Source organism: Streptomyces glomeratus, assembly GCF_021462825.1.
Lineage (GTDB): Bacteria > Actinomycetota > Actinomycetes > Streptomycetales > Streptomycetaceae > Streptomyces > Streptomyces glomeratus.
In genome coordinates, this window is sequence record NZ_JAKEEB010000008.1 from 212,274 (window position 1) to 235,644 (window position 23,371).

Consider the following 23,371-nt stretch of genomic DNA (forward strand, 5'->3'; position numbering starts at 1 on the left):
ACCGGTCGCGCGGAGCGTCGTCCGGCACGGACCGGGCGGGCAACTGGGATGATCGCCGCATGACGGCGAGCGACGGATATCTTCTCGACAACCGGCAGACCGAGGCGGGCCGGCGTTTCGACGCACTCTCCGCCCTCTTCGATCCCACGACGTTCCGCCACATCGAGGACCTCGGCATCGGACCCGGATGGCGCTGCTGGGAGGTCGGGGCCGGCGGCACTTCCGTGGTCTCCTGGCTCGCCAGGAAGGTCGGCCCGACCGGGAGGGTCCTCGCCACCGACATCGACACGTCGTGGGCGGTGTCGGCCGCCCGCCTCCCGATCGAGATCCGTACCCACGACATCGGCACCGAGGAGCCGCCGGGACAGGCCTTCGACCTCGTGCACGCCCGGCTCGTCCTCGTCCACGTACCGGACCGGGAGAAAGCCCTGCGATCGATGATCAAGGCGTTGCGCCCCGGCGGCCGACTGCTGATCGAGGACGCCGACCCCGCGCTCCAGCCCCTCATCTGCCCGGACGAGCACGGCCCCGAACAGCAGCTCGCCAATCGCCTGCGCCAGGGTTTCCGCACGCTCCTCGCCGAACGCGGCGCCGACCTCTCCTACGGCCGCCGGCTCCCGCGCCTGCTCCGCGAGGCGGGGCTGCGGCGCGTGGAGGCCGACGCGTACTTCCCGCTCACCTCGCCCGCCTGCGCGGCCCTCGAAGCCGCGACCGTCCGTCAGATCCGTGACCGGCTGGTCGCCGAGGGCCTCGCCACGGACGAGGAGATCGACCGTCATCTGTCCCATGTCGCGTCCGGCACGATGGACCTGGCGACATCCCCTTTGATCTCGGCGTGGGGACGCAAGGAGTAAGGCCGCACGGGCAGAGGGCGGCACCCGGCGGAGGGCAGCCGGTCGCCGCCTACCCGGCGCCCGTCGGGGGCCTGCCTCCCACCTTCTCCACCGCCTTGGCACCCGCCCTGCACCCCTCCACCGTCGCCTCCTCCGGCTCCGCCCCCGCCAGAAGGGCCGCCAAAAAGGCCCCGGTGAAGGCGTCGCCCGCACCCGTCGTGTCCCTGGGCGTGGCGGGGAGTGCCGGGATCCGGGCCCGGACCGTCCCCGACGCGGCCACCAGCGCCCCGTCCTCGCCCAGCTTGGCGACCACCAGGGGGACATGGCGGCTCAACTTGGCGGCCGCGTCCCCCGGGTCGGGCAGCCCGGTCAGCAGACACGCCTCGTCCCGGCTGGGGAGCAGCACGTCGACGCCTTCGGCGAGCGTCAGGAACCGGCCCACGCCCAGATCGGCCAGGAACCCTGCCGACGCCGGATCCAGACTCACCGGCACTCCACGCGTGCGTGCCGCCGTGAGGACCACCCTCACCAGCCCTCGGCTCGTTTCGGAGAACAGCAGATAGCCCGACAGATGCAGCCGTGCGACACCGTCGAGGAACGCGTCCGACCAGTCGCCGGGGTCAAGCCGCAGACAGGCCCCGCTGTCCGTGAGGAAGGTGCGCTCCGCCGAGGCACTTCCGTCCACCAGGCAGATGACCGTTCCCGTGGCCGCCTGGGTGTCGACGACCAGGCGGGGCCGTACGCCCGACCCGGCCAGTTCCCGTTCGTGCCAGGCCGCCGTATCGGCCCCGACGCGTCCGAGCAACCGCACATCCGGACAGCCCCAATGGGCCGCCCAGCACGCCACATTCGCGCCGGCGCCGCCCGGCAGGGTACGGATGACGGCGGCCGTGTCCGTGCCCGACGCGAGCGGGCCGCGGTGCCGGGCGACGACATCCGTGACGACGTCCCCGATGACGAGCAGAGCCCCGCTCACGCCTTTGTCCAGGCCGCCGCGATCCGTGCCGCGAGCCGTACATTGCCGCGCACGGCCGCCAGATTGGCGCTCAGCGAGGCCCCGTCGGTGTGCCGCACCAGGTGGTCGAGCAGGAACGGCGTGACCGCCTGGCCGGTGACACCCTCTTCCTCGCACGCCTGCAGCGCGGCGGCCAGCACACGCGAGTGGAGCTGCGGATCGAGCTGCTCGTCCTGCGGAACGGGATGGGCGACGATGAGCGCTGACTCCGGGCCGCCGAGCGCGTCCTGCGCGTTCATGACCGCCGCGACCTCTTCCGGCGACTCCAGGGTCCAGTCGACCGGATGCCCGGAGTCGGACAGATAGAAGCCCGGGAAGCGATCCGTGCGGTAGCCGGCCACCGCCACGCCCAGCGTCTCCAGACGCTGCAGCGTCGCCGGCACGTCCAGGATCGACTTCACGCCCGCGCACACCACGGTGATCCTCGTCCGGGCCAGCAGGCCGAGGTCGGCGGACTCGTCCTGGGTCGCCGTCCACTGCCGGTGGACCCCACCGAGACCACCCGTGGCGAACACCCGCACTCCGGCGAGGGAGGCCAGCAGGGCCGTCGCGGACACCGTCGTCGCCCCGCTCTCACCCGCCGCGACCGCGAGCGGCAGGTCGCGGTGGCCCAGCTTGCGGATCCCCTCCTCGTTCGCGATCCGCTCGACTTGCTCCTTGTCCAGCCCGACATGGGCCCGGCCGTCCAGGACGGCGATCGTCGCCGGTACGGCACCCTCCTGCCGCACCAGGTCCTCCAGCTCCAGGGCGACCTGGAGGTTCCGCGGACGGGGCAGCCCGTGCGCGATGATCGTCGACTCCAGAGCCACCACCGGCCGGCGGGCGGCGAGGGCTTCCCGCACCTCTTCGGACACCAAGAACACGCGCGTGCCTCCTGTCTCTCGGTCTTCCCTCATCTCTGGCGGGTGGCGCCCGCCGCCAAACACTTGCGGGCCGTGGGAGGAGAACACCAGCCTGAGGGCATGACGAACAACTCGCCACGTCTCGACCATGTCGTCCTGTGGGTCCGGGACCCGGTCGCCGCCGCCGTGTTCTACACGGAAGCGGTCGGCCTGGAACCGCTCGGCGTCGCGGACTTCACCGCGGGCAAGGTGTCGTTTCCCTCCGTACGGCTCAATGAGGACACCATCCTCGATCTCGCCCCGCTCTCCCTGGCCGCCGACATGCGGATGCTTCCGGGGGCTGCCGAGAGCGCCGGACATCCGGTCAACCACGTCTGCCTGGCCCTGACGGCAGACGGCTTCGAGGCGCTCAGGACCCGCCTGGAGGAGCGGGCCGTCCCCGTCTCGGACTTCTCCTACGGGTCCTCGGGCGCCCGCGGCGCGGCCCGCCGCAGCTTCTACTTCCGCGATCCGGACGGGAACGTCTTCGAGGCACGGCACTACGAGTAGCGCCGCCACGAGAAGCGCCCTCCGCCGCCCACGGCACCCGCGGGCGGCGGCCTCCGGGGCCCGGCTCCCGTCCCGCGCAGGCGGGTCAGAAGAGCGGTTCCGGCAGCACCCCTTCGAGAGCGAGCAGCTTCCGTTTGGTCTCCAGCCCGCCTCCGAACCCTCCGATACCGCCGTCGCTCTCGATCACGCGGTGGCACGGCACGACCAGCGGCAGCGGATTCGAGCCCATCGCCACGCCCACGGCCTGGGCCGCACCCGGCTGGCCGACCCGGGCCGCCAGGTCGCCGTACCCCACCACGCTGCCGTACGGCACGGCGGAGGCCAGCTCGCGCAGCACCTGCCGGTTGAAGCCGGCGATCAGAGACCAGTCCAACGGCAGCGCGAAGTCGCGCAGCTCCCCCGCGAAGTAGGCCGCCAGCTGGCGTATCGCCTCGGCCAGGAGCGGAGAGTCCCGGGCCTCGAGGGGCTCGATGCCGAGCCGGGACGCCAGCCGCGCCAGGGCCTGGTCGCGCACGGCCTCCGACGCGTGGAACACCACGTTCACCAGGCCGTCGCGCGTCGCGGCCAGCAGCAGGGGTCCGATGTCCGTGGCGACCACGGTCCACACCAGGCGCTGCTCGTCCTGCCCGTCACTGTTCATGCGCCCACCGTACGACCCGGCACCGACAACGCCTCCTCGGTCGCGGGCCGGGCAGCCGGCCGCGCCCCGGGAGGACGCCGCCGGATCAGCGGGCCGTCACCGCTGTGCGCACCACGTCGGGAACGTTCGTGATGACGCCGTCCACACCGAAGCCGTCCAGCCGCCGGGCCTCGTCCGCGCCGTTGACGGTCCAGGCGAAGACCCTCATCGTCTTGTCGTGCGGCCCCTTGAGCGCGTGCACCGCGGAGACGTAGCCGGGTGAGAGCTTGGTGTACAGCGCATTGATCTGGTCGGCGAACCGGGCGTACGCCCGCAGCTCCTTCACCTGTGGGGTGCCCAGGTACGCGGTCCTGATCCCCGGCCGCAACGCGTGGACCGTCCGCACGCTGCCCGCACTGAAGCTCTGGACGATCAGCCGGTCCGTGAGGTGGCTCGGGTCGAGCCAGCCCTCCTTGTCCAGCAGCGCCAGGGTCTGGCGCTCGATGCCCGGGTACAGCTCGGGGTTCTTGATCTCCAGGAGCAGGCTCTGATGGTTGTGCGACACGCGCTCCATGTACTGCTGCAGGGTCGGCACGCGCACGCCCGCGTACCGACGGCCGTACCAGCTTCCCGCGTCCAGGCGCGCGATCTCCCCGGCGGTGAAATCCCTCACCCTCCACGGCGCCCGGTGCGGGAAGAGCAGCTTGACGTTGGTCGTCCGCTCCAGAGTGGCGTCGTGGATCACGACGAGCCGGCCGTCCTTGGTGCGCTGCACGTCGTTCTCGACCCAGCCGAAGCCCATGGCGGCCGCCCTGTCGACGGCCGCCAAGGTGTTCTCGGGCGCGTAGCCGGAGGCGCCACGATGGGCGACGACAACCAGCCGGTCACCACCGGCGGCACCGGCGTGTGGCGTCGGCAGTATGGCGACGTCCAGTCCGAACAACGCGATGGCCGTGGCGGCTGCTACGCGCGCGTGCATACGTACTCCTCGCGTCGGGCGATCACACACAGCATCAGAGTGGCAGCAGCGAGTCAAGCAAGTGACGGAGTGTGGCGGGCACAGATTGGCGGGGGTTGCCCGAAAGTGCTCACAAGCGCCGCACAAGTGCGGCAGCGTCGTGATTCTTTGCCGGAATATCGTTCGACCGATCGGGGGGAAGTCATACTCTCTGCCACAACCCTGACCGTCGCCGCGGTCCTGGGGATGGGGGCATTTTCGCTTTTCAGGGACGCATCAGGGTGGGAAGGGCAGCCGCGCATGCAGGGCACCGTCGACGGCTTCAGCTACGGACTCGTCACTCCCGTGGTGGCGTACCTCATGGCCTGCCTCGGCGGCGCGCTCGGTCTGCGCTGCACCACAAGATCGATGCTGGTCAGCCAGTCCTGGCGGCCCGGGTGGCTGGCCCTCGGTGCGGCCGCGATCGGGTCCGGCATCTGGACGATGCACTTCGTCGCGATGATGGGGTTCACCGTCGCGCAGACTCCCATCCACTACGACAAGGCGATCACGTTCGCGAGCCTCGCCGTAGCCATCGTCATGGTCGGCGTCGGGGTCTTCATCGTGGGCTACCGGGGGGCGACCGGGGTCGCGCTCTTCACCGGCGGCACCCTCACCGGTCTCGGGATCGCCTCGATGCACTACCTCGGCATGGCGGGAATGCGCCTCAACGGCGTGCTGGAGTACAACACCCTCACCGTCGCCGCGTCCGTCGTCATAGCGGTCGTCGCGGCGACCGCCGCCCTCTGGGCCGCCGGACAGATCCGCGGCTTCCTGTGGAGCGTCGGAGCGAGCCTCGTCATGGGACTCGCGGTCACCGGCATGCACTACACGGGCATGGCCGCCCTCAGCGTCCATCTGCACGGCGTGGGGGGATCACCGGCGGGTGAGACACCGGCCGCCCTGCTGGCCCCGATGATGATCGGTCCGCTCGTCTTCCTGTGCCTGGCCGGTGTCGTCGTGATGTTCGACCCGCTGATGGTCATGGGCAAGCCCGACTGGACCCCGGCGGAGCGCAAACCCGGTGTGCCGGCCCATCCCGGGGCGGCTCACACCGGACGGCATCCGTCCGCCGGCCCCCGCCGGGGCGCCGCACAGAGGTTCCGGGCCTCGCAGAATCGGTGACCGCCCCGGTTGTCAGTGCGGGGTCGTACGGTGGAGAACATGCGGCCCGTTTCCCAGATCGAACGCTCGGTGGCGCCCTTCGAGGTCGTCAGCTCCTACCAGCCAAGCGGTGACCAGCCCACGGCCATCGCCGAGCTGGAAAAGCGCATCAGCGCAGGTGAGAAGGATGTCGTCCTGCTCGGTGCCACCGGTACCGGTAAGTCCGCGACCACCGCGTGGATGATCGAGAGGCTCCAGCGGCCCACCCTGGTGATGGCACCCAACAAGACGTTGGCCGCCCAGCTGGCCAACGAGTTCCGTGAACTCCTGCCGAACAACGCGGTCGAATACTTCGTCTCGTACTACGACTACTACCAGCCCGAGGCCTACGTCCCGCAGTCCGACACGTACATCGAGAAGGACTCCTCGATCAACGAGGAGGTGGAGCGCCTGCGTCACTCCGCCACCAACTCGCTGCTCACCCGCCGTGACGTCGTCGTGGTCGCCTCGGTCTCCTGCATCTACGGCCTCGGTACTCCACAGGAGTACGTGGACCGCATGGTCAGCCTCCGGGTCGGCGACGAGATCGACCGCGACCAGTTGCTGCGCCGCTTCGTCGACATCCAGTACACGCGCAACGACATGGCGTTCGCGCGCGGCACCTTCCGGGTGCGCGGCGACACGATCGAGATCTTCCCGGTCTACGAGGAGCTGGCCGTCCGCATCGAGATGTTCGGCGACGAGATCGAGGCCCTCTCCACCCTCCACCCGCTCACCGGCGAGGTCATCAGCGACGACGAGCAGCTGTACGTCTTCCCGGCCTCCCACTACATCGCGGGCCCCGAGCGCATGGAGCGGGCGATCGGCGGCATCGAGAAGGAGCTGGAGCAGCGCCTGGCCGAGCTGGAGAAGCAGGGCAAGCTCCTGGAGGCCCAGCGGCTGCGCATGCGCACGACGTACGACATCGAGATGCTCCGCCAGATCGGCACGTGCTCCGGCGTGGAGAACTACTCGATGCACTTCGACGCGCGCGAGCCCGGTTCCCCGCCGAACACGCTGCTGGACTACTTCCCGGAGGACTTCCTGCTCGTCATCGACGAGTCACACGTCACCGTTCCGCAGATCGGTGCCATGTACGAGGGCGACGCCTCCCGTAAGCGGACCCTCGTCGATCACGGCTTCCGCCTGCCCTCGGCCCTGGACAACCGCCCGCTGAAGTGGGAGGAGTTCCAGGAGCGCATCGGCCAGACCGTCTATCTCTCGGCGACCCCGGGACCGTACGAGCTGTCCCGGGGGGACGGGCAGGTAGAGCAGATCATCCGCCCCACCGGACTCGTCGACCCGGAAGTCGTGGTCAAGCCCACGGAGGGGCAGATCGACGACCTGGTGCACGAGATCCGCAAGCGCACCGAGAAGGACGAGCGCGTCCTGGTCACCACGCTCACCAAGAAGATGGCCGAGGATCTCACCGACTACTTCCTGGAACTCGGCATCCAGGTGCGCTATCTGCACAGCGACGTGGACACGCTGCGCCGTGTCGAGCTGCTGCGCGAGCTGCGGTCCGGTGAGTACGACGTCCTGGTCGGCATCAACCTCCTCCGGGAGGGCCTCGACCTGCCCGAGGTCTCCCTGGTGGCGATCCTCGACGCAGACAAGGAGGGCTTCCTGCGCTCGGGGACCTCGCTCATCCAGACCATCGGCCGTGCCGCGCGCAATGTCTCGGGCCAGGTCCATATGTACGCGGACAAGATCACTCCGGCGATGGAGAAGGCCATCGAGGAGACCAACCGCCGGCGCGAGAAGCAGATCGCGTACAACAAGGCGAACGGCATCGACCCGCAGCCGCTCCGCAAGAAGATCAACGACATCGTGGCCCAGATCGCCCGAGAGGACGTGGACACCGAGCAGCTGCTCGGCAGCGGCTACCGCAAGGCGAAGGACGGCAAGGGCGCCAAGGCCCCCGTCCCCTCGCTCGGCGGTCAGGCGGCGAAGGGAGCCAAGCCCGCCAAGGGCAAGGGCAAGGCCAAGGAGGCGGTCCCGACCGACCGGCCGGCGGCCGAACTCGCCGAGCAGATCGAGGAGCTGACGGAGCGGATGCGCGCCGCGGCCGCGGACCTGCAGTTCGAGATCGCGGCCCGGCTGCGCGACGAGGTCTCCGAGATGAAGAAGGAGCTGCGCCAGATGAGGGAGGCGGGCCTGGCCTGACGTCCCCGCCTTCCCCCGGACGGACCCCGGAACGCGCGCGCTGTGTTGCAAGACCGACACAAAGCGCGGTCCGGGGTTCGTCACTGTCAGTGCCGCTGCGTAGGGTTTTGGCATCCGCGGAGTCCGCGGCACAGGGGACGGCTCGAGAGGGGAACGGCGCGTGACCGTCAATATGACCAAGGGGCAGGCGATCAGCCTGCAGAAGAACGACGGAGGCACGCTGACCGCGGTGCGCATGGGGCTCGGCTGGCAGGCCGCCCCCCGGCGCGGGCTGTTCGGTTCGCGCACCCGGGAGATCGACCTCGACGCGTCCGCCGTGCTCTTCGCGGACAAGCAGCCCGTGGACGTGGTCTTCTTCCGTCACCTCGTGAGCGACGACGGATCCGTGCGGCACACGGGCGACAACCTCGTCGGTGGAGTCGGCCAGGGCGGAGACGACGAGGCGATCCTCGTCGACCTGCAGCGCGTTCCGGTCCACATCGACCAGATCGTCTTCACGGTGAACTCCTTCACGGGCCAGACGTTCCAGGAGGTGCAGAACGCGTTCTGCCGCCTGGTCGACGAGACCAACGGCCAGGAGCTGGCCCGTTACACACTGGCCGGCGGGGGCGCGTACACGGCGCAGATCATGGCGAAGGTCCACCGCGCGGGCACGGGCTGGACCATGACGGCCCTCGGCACCCCGGCCAACGGCCGCACCTTCCAGGACCTGATGCCGGCGATCCTGCCGCACCTGTAGACATCCGGACACCGGGAACACGAAGCGACACAGGGGGACGAGGCGATGACGGCCGAGCTGGTCCGTGGGCAGAACCATCCGCTGCCCCAGGCCCGCCTCGAGGTCCGGGTGTCGGCCGGCACACCGGTGGTGGCCGGGGCCACGCTGGGAGACGCACAGGGCAGGGTGCGCGGCATCGAGTGGGTGGCCCATCCGGGCGCGCCCACGCTGCCCGGACTCGAGGTCTCCCGGCAGGCTGCGGCCGACCACCGTCTGGCCTTCGACCTGGACGCGCTGCCGGAGACCGTGCACCGGGTCAGCGTGCTGCTCGCCCTGCCCACGGGGACCGGCGGTCCGGCACGGTTCGGCGGCCTCGCCGCCCCCGTCGCCGCGGTGACCGGCCTCGACGGCTCGGGGGTCGCCCACTACTCCATGAGCGGCCTGGATGCCGAGTCCGCGGTCATCGCGCTGGAGCTCTATCGCAGACAGGGCGCCTGGAAGGTCCGGGCGGTCGGCCAGGGGTACGCGGGCGGGCTCGCCGCGCTCCTCGCGGACCAGGGCCTGGCCGAGGCCGAGCAACTCGCGGGAGGGATCAACGAGGCGGTGGTCCAGGGCCTGGCCCGCTCGGTCGCGCCGCCCCCGCCGCGCCTCCCGGACGGTGACCGCACACGGCAGGCGGCCGCACCGGCGACGCCCCACGGGGTATCCGGCGCCGTACCGCCACACGAGGATCCGCCGAACGTGCCGAGGCAGGGGTCCCCGTACGACGTCACCGGCTCGCCCGATCCGGCGCCGCAACCCGGTCCCGGCGGCCCGATCAACTACGTCCACCCCGGCCGGCAGAGCGCGGCACCGCCCGCGCCCCCGCCGGCCATGCCGGCGACGCCGGGGCAGCCCGCACAGCCCGTCGCGGGCGACGCAACCGGCTGGTCCATGGAGGAGCGGCTCTACAACCAGGTGTGGGGCATGTTCGAGGACCTGGCGCGCACGGCCGCCGCGTACCGCAGCGCCGTCGACTTCGCCGACTCACGCCTGGCGCAGGAGCTGGACAAGGTCCTGGCCGACCCGCGCAACCGGCTGGGCAGGCAGGGCGACCTCGCACGCGAGACGGCCCGGACCAAGCACACCCAGCTCGTCAGCCAGGCCAGGGCCTCGCTCGACCGTGACCTCGCCCAGCTCCTCGCGGAGTCGGATGTCGTCGAGCCCGCGCTGCCCGCGGCGTTCGCACGCTGGGACAACCCGGTCTGGCACGGCTACCGGGTGCCGATGGAGATCCCCATGGCCGTGCGCCTCGGAGATCTGCACCTACCGGAGAGCGAGAGCCTGTGCATCCCCATGCTGGTCAGGCTGCCGCTGCAACGCGGGCTCTGGATCGACAGCGGCCGCTCCGGATCCCTCGACCCGTTCGCGGACTCCGACGAACTGCGCCGGCTCGCCATGGAGACGGCGGTGGAGCACGCGGCACGGCTCCTGGCGGTGTACCCGCCCGACGTGTTCGCGGTGCACGTGATCGACCCGGCGGGTTCGGGTGCTTCGGCGCTCGCCCCCCTGGTGCACTCGGGTGTGCTCGCCGACGCGCCCGCCGTCGGCGCCGCGGGCGTGAGCGACATGCTGACGCGGCTGACCCGGCGCGTCGACCTGCTCCAGATGGCAGTGCGCGGCGGCGTCTCGGACGCTCTGCCGCCGGACCTCGACACCGCGGAGCACCTGCTGATCGTCCACGATTTCCCGCACGGCTTCGACGACCGGGCCGTGACCCAGCTGCGCTATCTCGCGGACGAGGGGCCGTCCGTGGGCGTGCATCTGATGATGGTCGCCGACCGGGAGGACGCCGCCGCCTACGGTCCGTTGCTCGACCCCCTCTGGCGCTCACTGCTACGGCTCACCCCTGTTCCCGACGACCACCTCGCGGACCCCTGGGTCGGCCATGCGTGGACGTATGAACCACCGCGGGTACCGGCGGGCAGCCAGGTCCTCGCGCAGGTGCTCGGCCAAGTGGCGCAGGCCCGCCGCGCCTGGAACCGCTGACCTGCAGGACCTGCTTCCCAAGGGCAGGTAAAGGCCCCTGAGCAGGGAGTTTGGCTGTTCCTTTACCAATCTCTTTACCTTTCCTTGGTGATTGGGGTAGTGTCTTTCCCACGGAGGGGAGTACTCCCTATCTGCTGCGGCGCACCCGTCAGTACGGATCAGGCCAGATCCCGGGGCGTCGGCCCACCGGCATCCGGCGCACCGCGTGCCCCGGGAGCCACGGGTGGAAGAGACCTCCGGCAGCGACGACGCTGACATTTGCCGTGACGTACTGCCGGAGGCGCAGTGGAAGTTTCTCCGACCCTGTGGGTCCTCACCATCGCGGGCCTGGCGGCCCTCATCGCGATCGATTTCTTCATCGGCCGCAAGCCGCACGACGTGTCGATCAAGGAAGCCGGTGTCTGGACGATCGTCTGGATCGCCCTGGCGGGACTGTTCGGCCTGGGTCTGCTCGTCTTCGGCGGCGGCCGGCCGGCCGGAGAATTCTTCGCGGGCTTCATCACCGAGAAGTCGCTGAGCGTCGACAATCTCTTCGTCTTCGTCCTGATCATGGCGAAGTTCGCGGTGCCATCCCAGTACCAGCAGCGGGTGCTCCTCGTCGGCGTGCTCATAGCCCTGGTCCTGCGGGCCGTCTTCATCGCCGCGGGCGCCGCGATCCTCTCGTCCTTCTCCTGGGTCTTCTACCTCTTCGGGGCCTTCCTGATCTGGACCGCCTGGAAGCTGATCCAGGAAGCGAGAGCCGAAAAGGAGGAAGAGGAATACGAGGAGAACAAACTGCTGAAGGCGGCCGAGCGCCGCTTCGGCGTGGCCGATCGCTACCACGGCACCAAGCTGTGGATCCGGCAGAACGGCAAGCGGGTCATGACACCGATGCTGGTGGTGATGCTCGCGATCGGCAGCAGCGACGTGCTCTTCGCCCTCGACTCGATCCCCGCCATCTTCGGCCTGACCCAGGATCCGTACATCGTCTTCACGGCCAACGCGTTCGCGCTGATGGGCCTGAGGCAGCTGTACTTCCTCATCGGTGGCCTGCTCAAGAGGCTGGTCCACCTCTCCTACGGCCTGTCGATCATTCTCGGCTTCATCGGGGTCAAGCTGGTGCTGCACGCCCTCCACGAGTCCGGTGTGCACGTCCCCGAGATCTCGATACCGGTCTCCCTGGGCGTGATCTGCACGGTTCTGGTCATCACGACCATCACCAGTCTGATGGCCTCCCGGAAGCAGGAGGCGATCGAGAGGGCGCGGCAGGACAGCGTCGAGGCCTGACCTGGAATGCAGCCCACGTGCGGGTCTGCGACGATCATTGGCATGGTCGTCGGGCTCCGGTCACTCGCGGCACAGTGGACGGCCGTCGTCCCCGTGGCCGCGGTGGTCCTCCTGGCCTTCACCTGGGGGCGGAGTCTGCCCGGCGGGGTCGTCGCGCTGGTGACGGTGGTCCTCGCCGGATCCGTCCTGGCCGCGGTCCACCACGCCGAGGTGGTCGCGCACCGGGTCGGTGAGCCGTTCGGGTCACTCGTCCTCGCCGTCGCGGTCACGGTCATCGAGGTCGCGCTCATCGTCACCCTCATGGCGGACGGTGGCAGCAAGAGCGCGACCCTGGCCCGCGACACGGTCTTCGCGGCCGTGATGATCACCTGCAACGGCGTCGTCGGCGCGAGCCTCATGGTGGCCTCGCTCCGTCACAGGATCGCGGTCTTCAACCCCGAGGGAACCGGCGCCGCGCTCGCCACCGTCGCGACCCTGGCGACCCTCAGCCTGGTCCTGCCGACGTTCACCACGAGCAAACCCGGCCCTGAGTTCTCCACGGCCCAGCTCACCTTCGCCGCGCTCGCCTCCCTGATCCTCTACGGGCTGTTCGTGACCACCCAGACCGTGCGCCACCGCGACTACTTCCTCCCGATCACCCGGCAGGGAGAGGTGATTCGAGCGGACGACCATGCCGGCGCGCCGTCCGCCCGTATCGCGGTCCTCAGCCTGGGCCTGCTCGCGCTGGCCCTTGTCGGTGTCGTCGGACTCGCCAAGGGCGTCTCGCCCACCATCGAGTCCGGCGTGGCGGCGGCCGGCATGCCGCAGGCCGTGGTCGGAGTGGTGATCGCGCTGCTCGTGCTGCTGCCCGAGACCATCGCCGCCCTGCGGTCGGCGCGCCGCGACCGGGTCCAGACGAGCCTCAACCTCGCCCTCGGCTCGGCGATGGCCAGCATCGGCCTGACCATCCCCGCCGTCGCCTTCGCCTCCCTGTGGCTGTCCGGCCCGCTCCTCCTCGGCCTCGGCCCCCTCCACATGGTGCTGCTCGCGCTGACCGTGGTGGTGAGCTCGCTGACCGTGGTCCCCGGCCGTGCCACGCCGCTGCAGGGCGGTGTGCACCTCGTCCTGTTCGCGGCGTATCTGGAGCTGGCGGTGACACCGTAGACGGCCGGACGCCAAGGCCGGCGGGCCGTCGTAGTGGCGCCGGTGTACCCGCCGGCTTCTCATCCCGGCGCGGGTTCCGCCACCGGGACGGACACGGGAGCCGTCTCCGGCAGCAGCGCGAAGCATCCCAGGCTGAGCAGCGCCACGGCCGTCAGATAGGCGCCGACACCCCACGGCACCCTGCCCCCGTGCCCGGCCAGCGTGGTGGCCACGATCGGGGTGAGGGCGCCGCCGAGTACCCCGCCGAGGTTGTAGCCCACAGCCGCGCCCGTGCACCGGACCCGGGGTTCGTACAGCTCCGGCAGATAGGCGGCGGTCACGGCGAACATCGTGATGAAGGCGAGCATCGCTCCCAGGAATCCCAGGAACATCAGCAAGGGCTCCCCCGTGGACAGCAGCGCCACCATGGGGAACATCCACAGGGCCACGGCGGCGCACCCCGTGAGGCACAGCGGCCGCCGTCCGTAGCGGTCGCCCAGGAGGGCCGCGAGGGGCGTCAGGGCTCCCTGCACCAGGACGGTGGCCATGACGCACGTCAGCATGACCGGACGGCTCACACCGAGCCGCTCCGTCGCATAGGCCAGGGACCAGGTCGTCACGGAGTAGAAGACCGCGTACCCGACCGCGAGCGCGCCGGCCGTCAGCAGCACCAGCCGCCAGTGGACGCGTACGACCTCGGCGAGCGGCACGCGCGCGTGGTCGTCGATCTCCAGGAAGCGCGGACTCTCCGTCAGTGAACCGCGCAGCCACAGACCCGCCGCCGCGAGCAGCCCCGCCGTCCAGAAGGGGATCCGCCATCCCCAGGACGCGAACTGGGCGTCCGACAGCGTCGCCGACAGCCCCAGCACCATGCCGTTGGCCAGTATGAACCCCAGCGAAGGGCCCACCTGCGGAAAGCTCGACCACAGGGCGCGCCGCCCGGGCGGCGCGTGTTCCACGGTCAGCAGCACCGCACCGCCCCACTCCCCGCCGAGCCCGAGCCCCTGAAGGAAGCGCAGCACCAGAAGGAGCACGGGGGCGGCCATGCCGATCGTGTCGTACGTCGGCACACAGCCGACCGCCACCGTCGCGGTTCCGGTCAGCATCAGTGAGGCGATGAGGACCGGCCGTCTGCCGCGCCGGTCGCCGATGTGCCCGAACAGCACCGAGCCGAGCGGGCGCGCGATGAAGCCCACCCCGAAGGTGCCGAAGGCCGCCAGCGTGCCCGCGACCGGCGAGAAGGTAGGAAAGAACAGGGGCCCCAGGACCAGGGCGGCGGCGGTCCCGTAGACGAAGAAGTCGTAGAACTCGATGGCGGTCCCCGCCAGTGAGGCGGCGGCGAGCCGGAACAGGGACGGCGCCCTCACGTTGCGTGCGTCGTGCATGCCGCCTCAACTACCCACCGTGATCGGCGGTTACGGGGGCGCATGGGGGCTCGGTGCTCTGGGTGACGGGAGAGGGCGTACGCCCGCGGCGCAGGGATGATCAGTACATGACGGCCATGCGCCGGGCGGGACCGATCACGCATACGGCGCCGCCGCACGTGATAGACCGGGGGCCGAGCCGCGGTCCGTGTGTGGGCCGGCAGATCCGAACGGACCGGAGGAACCGTGCCCCGTACCCTCGCCAGCGCCCCGATCATGGTCCTCAACGGCCCCAATCTCAACCTCCTCGGGCAGCGCCAGCCGGAGATCTACGGCTCCGACACGCTTGCGGACGTCGAGACGCTGTGTGCGAAGAGGGCGGCCGCCTACGGGGGCACCGTGGACTTCCGGCAGTCCAACCACGAGGGCGAACTGGTGGAGTGGATCCACGAGGCACGGCTGAACCACGCGGGGATCGTGATCAACCCGGCCGCCTACTCGCACACCTCCGTCGCGATCCTGGACGCGCTCAACACCTGCGACGGACTGCCGGTCGTGGAGGTCCACATCTCCAACATCCACCAGCGCGAGCAGTTCCGGCACCACTCGTACGTCTCCCTGCGCGCCGACGGGGTCATCGCCGGGTGCGGTGTGCAGGGATACGCGTTCGCGGTGGAGCGGGTCGCGACGCTCGTGGGGGCGGAGCGGACGGAGGCATGACGCCCCGTCACCGCACCTGAGCCGAGACGCCCAGTCCGGTTGTCACGGGCTGGGAGGTATGGCCCGGGTCGGTCACCTTACGTGTGGTGGGAACGGGTGTTGCACCGCTGTGAACGCCGGCACGGTGCGCGCATGCCGGGGCCGCCGGCCGAGGGCGGGAAACAAGGGACCGGCGGCCCGTACCGCGCAGGAGCCGTCATCCTGAGCGGGGCTGCTTCCAGTTGACTGCGTCGGCGTGTGCGCCGGGAGCGCGCGCGGGAGACCGGTGTGAGCGAACGGTTCACACGGGGCGCGTGCGCCCGCCCCTCAGGCCGGGCGGGCCGTGGGGACGGCGCTCGCCGGCGCCGCGCTCACCGGCCTCGCCGTCACCGGCCCGCCCTCGCCGCCATCACCAGCCCCGCGCGTGCCACTCCGGCAGATGCGGACGCTCGTTGCCCAGCGTGGTGTCGTTGCCGTGTCCGGGGTAGACCCAGGTCTCGTCGGGGAGCACGTCGAAGATCTTCGTCTCCACGTCGTGGATCAGGCTGGCGAAGGCTTTCGGGTCCTTGTGGGTGTTGCCCACGCCGCCCGGGAAGAGACAGTCCCCGGTGAACACGTGCGGGTGCCCGTGCGGATCGTCGTAGACGAGGGCGATCGAGCCCGGTGTGTGGCCCACCAGATGGCGCGCGGTGAGCTCCACACGCCCCACCCGGATCGTGTCGCCGTCGTCGACCGCCACGTCCGTCGGCACGGGGATGCCCTCGGCGTCCTCCCGGCCCGCGTATGTCCGCGCGCCCGTGGCCGCCACGACCTCGGCGAGAGCCTGCCAGTGGTCCCCGTGCCGGTGCGTGGTGACGACGGAGGCGATGCCGTCGTCACCGATCATGCTGAGGAGCGTCCTCGCGTCGTTGGCCGCGTCGATCAGCAGCTGCTCGTCGGTGGCCCGGCAGCGCAGCAGATAGGCGTTGTTGTCCATCGGGCCGACCGCGATCTTGGTGATCATCAGGTCCTTCAGCTCGTGCACATCCGCCGGGCCGCCGACCGTCACCTGTCCGCTGTACGTCATGGCGGCAGCCTATAGCGGTGAGGGGCCGAAGGGGTCTTGCGCTACAGCGACGGAAGCTTCGGCAGCGGCCCGCCCTCGACGTCCAGTGCGGAACCGCCGTCGCGGCCCGCCAGCCAGCCGAGCAGCGCGGGCGCGGGCCCCCGGACCGTGACCTCGGGTTCGGCCGCCTCCCGGCCCGTGCTCCACGCGCGCGTGCCGTCCGTGACGCGGGTGGGCGGCACCCCCGTCTGCCCGGTGAACCGCTGCGTGAGGAAGGCGATCTCCCGCTCGGTGAACTCCGGCGGCAGGTCCTCCAGCTCGTACCCGATCCCGAGGTCGACATGGTGCAGTTCGACCTCGATCCACCGCCGGAACGGCACCCGGGCGGCCGCGTCGGTGACGCCGTTGCGCAGCTCCACCGTGCGCGACCAGTCCGCGGGCGCGGCCCCGGCCTGCTGGAAGCGGGCCGCGCTCTCGCGCAGGTCGGCGAGCTGGGCGTCTAGGGGGCGCGAGGCGTCCCGCTCGATGTCGGCGTCCCGCGCCTCGGCGGAGACGTACATCGGACGCCCCTCCAGCACGTTCACGAGCGCGTCGGCGTTACGGGAGAGGTGGGCGAGGACATGGCCGCGGGTCCAGCCGGGCAGGCGTGACGGCTCGGCCACTGCGGCGTTGTCCAGTTTGGCGGCTGCGGTGAGCAGTCGTTCGGTCGCGTCGCGTACAGACGCCAGGTCGTGCGCGTGATCCATCATGGGCCCGACCCTAGCCGGGCCACTCCTTCGGGTGAAGCGCGCGGACCACAGCCGCAAATCGAATGCGCGTGCTATATGGTCGAGTGCGGCGTCGGGCATGCTGGATGGGCGGGGATTGTTGTGAACCCTGGAAACCGACCGGCGTTGTCAGTGGCTCCCCCTAGTCTGACAAAGCACGGGGGTCCCGCCCCTGTCGCTTCTCTCAAGAAAGGTGCGGACCGGCGTGGCCGACCGTCTCATCGTCCGTGGCGCGCGCGAGCACAACCTGAAGAATGTCTCGCTCGATCTGCCGCGCGACTCGCTCATCGTCTTCACGGGCCTGTCGGGGTCGGGCAAGTCCTCGCTGGCCTTCGACACGATCTTCGCCGAGGGGCAGCGGCGTTACGTGGAGTCGCTGTCCTCGTACGCCCGGCAGTTCCTCGGCCAGATGGACAAGCCGGACGTCGACTTCATCGAGGGCCTCTCGCCGGCCGTCTCCATCGACCAGAAGTCGACCTCGCGCAACCCGCGCTCGACGGTCGGCACCATCACCGAGGTCTACGACTACCTGCGTCTGCTCTTCGCGCGCATCGGCAAGCCGCACTGCCCCGAGTGCGGCCGCCCGATCTCCCGCCAGTCCCCGCAGGCCATCGTGGACAGGGTCCTGGAGCTTCCGGAGGGCAGCCGGTTCCAGGTGCTGTCTCCGCTGGTGCGCGAGCGGAAGGGAGAGTTCGTCGACCTCTTCGCCGACCTCCAGACCAAGGGCTACAGCCGCGCGCGCGTGGACGGCGAGACGATCCAGCTCTCCCACCCGCCCATCCTGAAGAAGCAGGAGAAACACACCATCGAGGTGGTCGTCGACCGCCTCACGGTGAAGGACTCGGCCAAGCGCCGCCTCACGGACTCCGTCGAGACCGCGCTCGGTCTGTCCGGCGGCATGGTCGTGCTCGACTTCGTCGACCTCCCCGAGGACGACCCCGAGCGCGAGCGGATGTACTCGGAGCACCTCTACTGCCCGTACGACGACCTGTCCTTCGAGGAGCTGGAGCCCCGCTCCTTCTCCTTCAACTCGCCCTTCGGCGCCTGCCCCGAGTGCACCGGTATCGGCACGCGCATGGAGGTCGACCCCGAGCTGATCGTCCCGGACGAGGAGAAGACCCTCGACGAGGGCGCCATCCACCCCTGGTCCCACGGGCACACCAAGGACTACTTCGGCCGCCTGATCGGCGCCCTCGCGGACGCGCTCGGCTTCCGGACCGACATCCCCTTCGCGGGCCTGCCGCAGCGCGCCAGGAAGGCCCTGCTCTACGGCCACAAGACCCAGATCGAGGTCCGCTACCGCAACCGGTACGGCCGCGAACGCGTGTACACCACGCCCTTCGAGGGCGCCGTCCCCTTCGTCAAGCGGCGGCACAGCGAGGCGGAGAGCGACGCCAGCCGGGAGCGCTTCGAGGGCTATATGCGCGAGGTGCCCTGCCCCACCTGCCAGGGCACGCGCCTGAAGCCGGTCGTCCTCGCGGTCACGATCATGGGCAAGTCCATCGCCGAGATCTCCGCGATGTCGATCAGCGACTGCGCGGAGTTCCTGGGCGAGCTGAAGCTCGACGCCCGCGACAAGAAGATCGCCGAGCGGGTGCTGAAGGAGGTCAACGAGCGGCTGCGGTTCCTGGTCGACGTCGGCCTGGACTACCTGTCGCTGAACCGCGCGGCCGGCACCCTCTCCGGCGGCGAGGCCCAGCGCATCCGCCTGGCCACCCAGATCGGCTCCGGACTCGTCGGCGTCCTGTACGTCCTCGACGAGCCGTCCATCGGCCTCCACCAGCGCGACAACCACCGGCTGATCGAGACCCTGGTCCGCCTCCGCGACATGGGCAACACGCTCATCGTCGTCGAGCACGACGAGGACACCATCAAGGTGGCCGACTGGGTGGTCGACATCGGCCCCGGTGCGGGCGAGCACGGCGGCAAGGTCGTACACAGCGGCTCTCTGAAGGAGCTGCTCGCCAACGAAGAGTCGCAGACCGGGCAGTACCTCTCGGGCAGGAAGTCCATCCCGCTGCCCGGCATCCGGCGTCCGCGCGACCCGTCCCGGCAGCTCACGGTGCACGGCGCACGCGAGAACAACCTCCAGGACATCGACGTGTCGTTCCCGCTGGGTGTGTTCACGGCCGTCACCGGCGTCTCCGGCTCCGGAAAGTCGACCCTGGTCAACGACATCCTCTACACGCACCTCGCCCGTGAGCTCAACGGCGCGAGGAACGTCCCCGGGCGGCACACGCGCGTGGACGGCGACGACCTCGTCGACAAGGTCGTGCACGTCGACCAGTCGCCCATCGGCCGAACCCCGCGGTCGAACCCGGCCACCTACACCGGCGTCTTCGACCACATCCGCAAGCTGTTCGCCGAGACCACCGAGGCGAAGGTCCGCGGCTACCTGCCCGGCCGCTTCTCCTTCAACGTCAAGGGCGGCCGCTGCGAGAACTGCGCGGGCGACGGCACCATCAAGATCGAGATGAACTTCCTCCCGGACGTCTACGTCCCGTGCGAGGTCTGCCACGGCGCCCGTTACAACCGGGAGACCCTGGAGGTCCACTACAAGGGCAAGTCCATCTCCGAGGTCCTGAACATGCCGATCGAGGAGGCCCTGCACTTCTTCGAGGCCGTTCCGGCGATCGCCCGCCATCTGAGGACGCTGCACGACGTCGGTCTCGGCTACGTCCGCCTCGGCCAGTCCGCGACCACTCTGTCCGGCGGTGAGGCCCAGCGTGTGAAGCTCGCCAGCGAGCTGCAGAAGCGGTCCACCGGGCGCACGGTCTACGTCCTGGACGAGCCGACCACCGGTCTGCACTTCGAGGACATCAGCAAGCTGCTCACGGTGCTCGGCGGCCTGGTCGACAAGGGCAACACGGTTATCGTCATCGAGCACAACCTCGATGTCGTCAAGACCGCCGACTGGATCGTCGACATGGGCCCTGAGGGCGGCGCGGGCGGCGGTCTCGTGGTCGCCGAGGGCACGCCCGAAGAGGTCGCCGGGGTGCCGGCCAGCCACACCGGCAAGTTCCTGCGTGAGATCCTCGGCGCGGAGCGCATCAGCGACGCGGCCTCGGTCGTGGCTCCGCGCGGGGCCACGGCGGGCAAGACCGTCGCGGCCGCCTCGACGGCCAGGAAGACGGCCACGGCCCGGACGGCGAAGACCGCGGCGGCCAAGACCGTGAAGGCCGTCAACAACACGGCGGCCAAGAAGCCGGTCGGCGCCACGAAGAAGGCGGCCCCCGCGAAGAAGACCACGCGGGCGCGCAAGGCCTGAGCCACGCGGGCGTGCAAGGCCTGAGCCACGCGCGCGTAAGGCCTGAGCCACCGAGCGCACCGGGCGCCCCGCGGAACTGCCCGCGGGGCGCCCGCTCGTCGGTCGGCCGGCGGCACCTACTAAGGGGGCCCGTTCCCGCAGCTCGGCCGAACTGCGCCCTTCTGCGGCTCGACCCGGCGTGGCTTACGGGGCCGTCAGCTCGGACGCGTACGGCGGTTCCGCACCGGCCCGGGAACAGGTGATCGCCGCGGCGCGGGCCGCGAAGCGCAGCAGCTCGCTCCAGCCGTCGGCGTCCAGAGCGGCCACCGCCGCCGGGGAGAGGGCGTCGCGGGCGGCCAGGCCGTGCAGCAGGGCCGCGTTCACCGTGTCGCCGGCACCGATCGTGTCTACGACGTCGACCGGTACCCCTGACACGGAATGCTCCGCCCCGTCGCGGGTGAAGACCGTCAGTCCGTCGCCGCCGTGGGTGATCACCACGGCCGAGGGCCCCGAGGCCAGCCATTCCTGCGGGGTGCCGCCCAGCCATCGAGCGTCCTCGGCGGAGAGTTTGAGCAGGGACACCGACGGCAGCCAGCTCTTGAAGCGGGTCCGGTAGGCGTCGGGGTCTGGAATCAGTCCCGCGCGGATGTTCGGGTCGAGGGCCGTGAACACGCCCCGGGCCGCTGCGATGCGCATCAACTCCTCGTAGGCGCTCGCCCCCGGCTCGAGAACGAGGGAGCAGGTGCCGAACGAGACGGCCCGCGTCCCCTCGGGAAGACGTGCCGGTGCCGTGAACAGCCGGTCGGCGGAGCCGTCGACGTAGAAGGAGTACGCGGCCGAGCCGCTGTCGTCGATCGTGGCGACGGCCAGGGTGGTCGGCTCGGGGCCGCGCTGCACCCCCGACACGTCCACACCCGCTGTGCGCAGACCGTCGAGCAGGGCCTCCCCGAAGGCGTCGGACGACAGACGGGAGCAGAACGCCGTCGGGGAGCCGAGCCTGCCGAGCGCCACGGCCGTGTTGTAGGGGCCGCCGCCGAGCGCCGGCAGCAGCGGTGCGAGGGCGCCCGCCTCCCGCGGGACCAGGTCGATCAGGGCCTCACCGGCGACGACGATCAAGAGACGGTTCCCTTCTCGGAGTGGGTGTCGGGGCAGCCGCACGAGGTGCGGTGGACGAAGGTGCAGGGGAGCCGCACGGTGCGGCAGGGACGGTCCGGCGCCTCGAGGCGCTCCAGCAGCAGCCGTACGGCCTCGGCACCGATCTCCCTGCTCGGCTGGGCGATGGCGGTGAGCCGGGGCGAGAACAGATCCGCCCAGGCGAAGTCGTCGAAGCAGACGAGCGCCAGGTCGCCCGGGACGGACAGTCGGTGATCGCGCAGGCTCCGCAGCGCGCCGATGGTCATCGCGTTGTTCGCGGTGACCAGAGCCGTGGGCGGTGCGGCGCGCGACAGCAGGGCCGCGGTGGCGCGCCGGGCGCCCTCCGCCGCGGAGTCCCCGTGAACCACCAGCCGCTCGTCGTGGGGCAGACCGGCGGCCGCGAGACCGTGCCGGTATCCGCTGATCCGCTCCGACGTGGTGCTGAATCCGGGCAGACCCGCGACCAGGCCGATCCGCCGGTGGCCGAGTCCGGCGAGATGGGCGACCAGACGGGCCATGGGCTCGGTGTTCTCGGCGCAGACCTGGTCGAAGTGGAAGGAGCCGCCGGCGTGCTCGTCCGAACCGGGGGCGTCCGCGGTGTGTTCGTGCGGCGTCGGGGCGTCCGGTGTCTGCCCTTCCCGCGCGGGGGCGCCCGCTGTGTGCTCGTGCGCTGTGTGCGCGTCCCGCGTGTGGGCGCCCGTTCGGAGCCCTTGACGTATCGCGGGCTCGGGCGAGACCAGCCGGTCGAGGAACACGGTCGGGACACGGTGGCGCGCGAGGAGGGCCAGGAGCCCGCCCGGGTCCGCGGAGGGCGCGACGATCACGCCGTCGACGCGGCGCTCGTGCAGCAGCCGGACGACATGGCGCTCGTGCTCCGGGTCGTCATGCGGATCGGCGATGAGCAGGCCGTAGCCGTGCTCCCGGGCGCGGGCCTCGACACCCTGGAGGATCTCCGTGAAGTACGGGTTGCTGATGGCCGACACCGCGAGCCCTATGGACCGGGTGCGCGAGGTCACCAGGGAGCGGGCGAGCGTGTTCGGCGTGTAGCCCAGCTCGTCGATGGCGTCCAGCACCGCCTGGCGGGTGCGGGGCAGCACCGGGCGGGTGTCGTTCAGTACATGGGAGACGGTCGCCACGGACACACCCGCGCTCCGTGCGACATCGGCCATCGTTGCCAAACGCCTCCCCCTTCCCGGGCCGTCCGGCCGGGAACGTATCCCATTCCGCGGCCCACGTAAACGCTTGCGTAAGCGTTTACGCGCACTCCGGGCGCCGAGCGCTTCCCGCCCCGGTCTCCGACGGAATGGCCGCCCCCGGTATCGTCGCCATGTTCCCTTCCCGGCGTACACCGCCCCTGACCAGTGGAGATCTCATGTCCGCCCGTCCCTCCGCGACTCGTCGTACCGTTCTGCGCGGGGCGACGCTCACCCCGGTCGCCGGACTGGGACTCGCGGCCTGTGCGCCCGGCGGCGGCACCGGCGCGACGCCCGCCACGCCCACCGCCCCGGTCGCCCTGGGAGCCGAGAGCGAGGTCCCCGAGGGCGGCGCGAAGCTCTACCGGGATGCGAACGTCGTCGTGAGCCGTGCCGCGGACGGCTCCCTGAAGGCGTACAGCACCATCTGCACGCACGCGGGATGCGCCATCAACAAGCTGTCCGGCACGACGCTGGTCTGCCCCTGTCACGGAAGCCGGTTCGACGCCGTCACGGGCAAGGTGGTGCAGGCACCGGCCACCGAGCCACTGCCCGAGCTGTCCGTCGCGGTGAAGAACGGCCGGATCGTGGCGGGCCCGGCGGCCTGACGGCTCAGCGGGGCCC

The 23,371-nt window shown here is 70.7% G+C and carries 20 protein-coding genes; 11 read left to right on the forward strand and 9 right to left on the reverse strand.

Translation table 11 applies throughout. The features are described 5' to 3' along the window. The first annotated feature begins 59 nt into the window (after positions 1–59). Positions 60–854, forward strand: coding sequence for a methyltransferase domain-containing protein (locus tag LZ604_RS12630; RefSeq protein ID WP_234515132.1), 795 nt, complete (start codon positions 60–62; stop codon positions 852–854). A 49-nt stretch (positions 855–903) separates the two neighbouring features. Here the strand turns inward: LZ604_RS12630 and LZ604_RS12635 are convergent, their stop codons facing one another. Further along, positions 904–1,809, reverse strand: a complete 906-nt coding sequence (locus LZ604_RS12635) for a carbohydrate kinase family protein (protein ID WP_234515133.1) — start codon at positions 1,807–1,809, stop codon at positions 904–906. Then, positions 1,806–2,711: a pseudouridine-5'-phosphate glycosidase gene (locus tag LZ604_RS12640; RefSeq protein WP_234515134.1), complete on the reverse strand. Its 906-nt coding sequence runs from the start codon at positions 2,709–2,711 to the stop codon at positions 1,806–1,808. The genes LZ604_RS12635 and LZ604_RS12640 overlap by 4 nt, the downstream gene beginning before the upstream one ends. Before the next feature lie 99 nt (positions 2,712–2,810). On the opposite strand from LZ604_RS12640, the gene LZ604_RS12645 reads away from it, so the two are divergent. Then, positions 2,811–3,239, forward strand: a complete 429-nt coding sequence (locus LZ604_RS12645) for a VOC family protein (RefSeq protein ID WP_234515135.1) — start codon at positions 2,811–2,813, stop codon at positions 3,237–3,239. A gap of 85 nt (positions 3,240–3,324) precedes the next feature. On the opposite strand, the gene LZ604_RS12650 is transcribed toward LZ604_RS12645, so the two are convergent. Both LZ604_RS12650 and LZ604_RS12655 read right to left on the reverse strand, forming a co-directional pair. Beyond that, positions 3,325–3,879 (reverse strand): methylated-DNA--[protein]-cysteine S-methyltransferase, encoded by a 555-nt coding sequence (locus LZ604_RS12650; protein ID WP_234515136.1) that lies wholly within the window; start codon positions 3,877–3,879, stop codon positions 3,325–3,327. Between the two features lie 85 nt (positions 3,880–3,964). After that, complete coding sequence (locus LZ604_RS12655; RefSeq protein WP_234515137.1) at positions 3,965–4,837, reverse strand: glycerophosphodiester phosphodiesterase; 873 nt, start codon at positions 4,835–4,837, stop codon at positions 3,965–3,967. A 279-nt stretch (positions 4,838–5,116) separates the two neighbouring features. Here LZ604_RS12655 and LZ604_RS12660 point away from each other — a divergent pair, with 279 nt between their 5' ends. The 6 genes from LZ604_RS12660 (at position 5,117) to LZ604_RS12685 (ending at position 13,319) form a co-directional block, all read left to right on the forward strand. After that, positions 5,117–5,980 (forward strand): MHYT domain-containing protein, encoded by an 864-nt coding sequence (locus tag LZ604_RS12660; RefSeq protein WP_234515138.1) that lies wholly within the window; start codon positions 5,117–5,119, stop codon positions 5,978–5,980. A gap of 39 nt (positions 5,981–6,019) precedes the next feature. Further along, positions 6,020–8,164 (forward strand): excinuclease ABC subunit UvrB, encoded by a 2,145-nt coding sequence (gene uvrB / locus LZ604_RS12665; protein WP_234515139.1) that lies wholly within the window; start codon positions 6,020–6,022, stop codon positions 8,162–8,164. A 160-nt stretch (positions 8,165–8,324) separates the two neighbouring features. Continuing rightward, the gene (locus LZ604_RS12670) at positions 8,325–8,903 is read left to right on the forward strand and encodes a TerD family protein (RefSeq protein ID WP_234515140.1); all 579 of its coding nucleotides are present in this window, start codon (positions 8,325–8,327) and stop codon (positions 8,901–8,903) included. A gap of 45 nt (positions 8,904–8,948) precedes the next feature. Then, positions 8,949–10,910: a TerD family protein gene (locus LZ604_RS12675; protein WP_234515141.1), complete on the forward strand. Its 1,962-nt coding sequence runs from the start codon at positions 8,949–8,951 to the stop codon at positions 10,908–10,910. A 285-nt stretch (positions 10,911–11,195) separates the two neighbouring features. Then, a complete protein-coding gene (locus tag LZ604_RS12680; protein WP_234515142.1) occupies positions 11,196–12,176 on the forward strand; it encodes a TerC family protein in 981 nt (326 codons plus the stop codon). Between the two features lie 42 nt (positions 12,177–12,218). Further along, positions 12,219–13,319, forward strand: coding sequence for a calcium:cation antiporter (locus LZ604_RS12685; protein WP_234515143.1), 1,101 nt, complete (start codon positions 12,219–12,221; stop codon positions 13,317–13,319). 59 nt (positions 13,320–13,378) lie between these two features. Here the strand turns inward: LZ604_RS12685 and LZ604_RS12690 are convergent, their stop codons facing one another. Further along, on the reverse strand, positions 13,379–14,683 hold the full coding sequence (locus LZ604_RS12690; protein WP_234515144.1) for an MFS transporter: 1,305 nt from the start codon (positions 14,681–14,683) through the stop codon (positions 13,379–13,381). Between the two features lie 225 nt (positions 14,684–14,908). Between LZ604_RS12690 and aroQ the strand changes: the two genes are divergently transcribed. Further along, positions 14,909–15,382 (forward strand): type II 3-dehydroquinate dehydratase, encoded by a 474-nt coding sequence (aroQ, locus tag LZ604_RS12695; protein WP_234515145.1) that lies wholly within the window; start codon positions 14,909–14,911, stop codon positions 15,380–15,382. 388 nt (positions 15,383–15,770) lie between these two features. Here the strand turns inward: aroQ and LZ604_RS12700 are convergent, their stop codons facing one another. Then, entirely contained in the window at positions 15,771–16,427 is a 657-nt protein-coding gene (locus LZ604_RS12700; RefSeq protein ID WP_234515146.1) for an MBL fold metallo-hydrolase, read from the reverse strand. Positions 16,428–16,468: 41 nt separating this feature from the next. Beyond that, positions 16,469–17,155, reverse strand: coding sequence for a maleylpyruvate isomerase family mycothiol-dependent enzyme (locus tag LZ604_RS12705; RefSeq protein WP_234515147.1), 687 nt, complete (start codon positions 17,153–17,155; stop codon positions 16,469–16,471). 223 nt (positions 17,156–17,378) lie between these two features. Here LZ604_RS12705 and uvrA point away from each other — a divergent pair, with 223 nt between their 5' ends. After that, a complete protein-coding gene (uvrA, locus tag LZ604_RS12710; protein WP_234515148.1) occupies positions 17,379–20,441 on the forward strand; it encodes an excinuclease ABC subunit UvrA in 3,063 nt (1,020 codons plus the stop codon). Between the two features lie 183 nt (positions 20,442–20,624). Here uvrA and LZ604_RS12715 read toward each other — a convergent pair whose 3' ends face one another. Both LZ604_RS12715 and LZ604_RS12720 read right to left on the reverse strand, forming a co-directional pair. Continuing rightward, entirely contained in the window at positions 20,625–21,536 is a 912-nt protein-coding gene (locus LZ604_RS12715) for a carbohydrate kinase family protein (protein WP_234515149.1), read from the reverse strand. Further along, positions 21,533–22,732, reverse strand: coding sequence for a LacI family DNA-binding transcriptional regulator (locus tag LZ604_RS12720; protein ID WP_234515150.1), 1,200 nt, complete (start codon positions 22,730–22,732; stop codon positions 21,533–21,535). Before LZ604_RS12720 ends, LZ604_RS12715 begins: the two co-directional genes overlap by 4 nt. 194 nt (positions 22,733–22,926) lie before the next feature. Between LZ604_RS12720 and LZ604_RS12725 the strand changes: the two genes are divergently transcribed. Then, positions 22,927–23,355: a Rieske (2Fe-2S) protein gene (locus tag LZ604_RS12725; protein ID WP_234515151.1), complete on the forward strand. Its 429-nt coding sequence runs from the start codon at positions 22,927–22,929 to the stop codon at positions 23,353–23,355. Positions 23,356–23,371 lie beyond the last annotated feature (16 nt).

What these genes read in the sequence shown, in the direction of transcription:
- LZ604_RS12685 (WP_234515143.1), top strand. Translation starts at nt 12,219, where the DNA reads ATGGTCGTCGGGCTCCGGTCACTCGCGGCACAGTGGACGGCCGTCGTC.
- LZ604_RS12655 (WP_234515137.1), bottom strand. Translation starts at nt 4,837, where the DNA reads ATGCACGCGCGCGTAGCAGCCGCCACGGCCATCGCGTTGTTCGGACTG.
- LZ604_RS12660 (WP_234515138.1), top strand. Translation starts at nt 5,117, where the DNA reads ATGCAGGGCACCGTCGACGGCTTCAGCTACGGACTCGTCACTCCCGTG.
- LZ604_RS12650 (WP_234515136.1), bottom strand. Translation starts at nt 3,879, where the DNA reads ATGAACAGTGACGGGCAGGACGAGCAGCGCCTGGTGTGGACCGTGGTC.
- LZ604_RS12690 (WP_234515144.1), bottom strand. Translation starts at nt 14,683, where the DNA reads ATGCACGACGCACGCAACGTGAGGGCGCCGTCCCTGTTCCGGCTCGCC.
- uvrB (WP_234515139.1), top strand. Translation starts at nt 6,020, where the DNA reads ATGCGGCCCGTTTCCCAGATCGAACGCTCGGTGGCGCCCTTCGAGGTC.
- LZ604_RS12675 (WP_234515141.1), top strand. Translation starts at nt 8,949, where the DNA reads ATGACGGCCGAGCTGGTCCGTGGGCAGAACCATCCGCTGCCCCAGGCC.
- LZ604_RS12725 (WP_234515151.1), top strand. Translation starts at nt 22,927, where the DNA reads ATGTCCGCCCGTCCCTCCGCGACTCGTCGTACCGTTCTGCGCGGGGCG.
- LZ604_RS12705 (WP_234515147.1), bottom strand. Translation starts at nt 17,155, where the DNA reads ATGATGGATCACGCGCACGACCTGGCGTCTGTACGCGACGCGACCGAA.
- LZ604_RS12645 (WP_234515135.1), top strand. Translation starts at nt 2,811, where the DNA reads ATGACGAACAACTCGCCACGTCTCGACCATGTCGTCCTGTGGGTCCGG.
- LZ604_RS12630 (WP_234515132.1), top strand. Translation starts at nt 60, where the DNA reads ATGACGGCGAGCGACGGATATCTTCTCGACAACCGGCAGACCGAGGCG.
- LZ604_RS12700 (WP_234515146.1), bottom strand. Translation starts at nt 16,427, where the DNA reads ATGACGTACAGCGGACAGGTGACGGTCGGCGGCCCGGCGGATGTGCAC.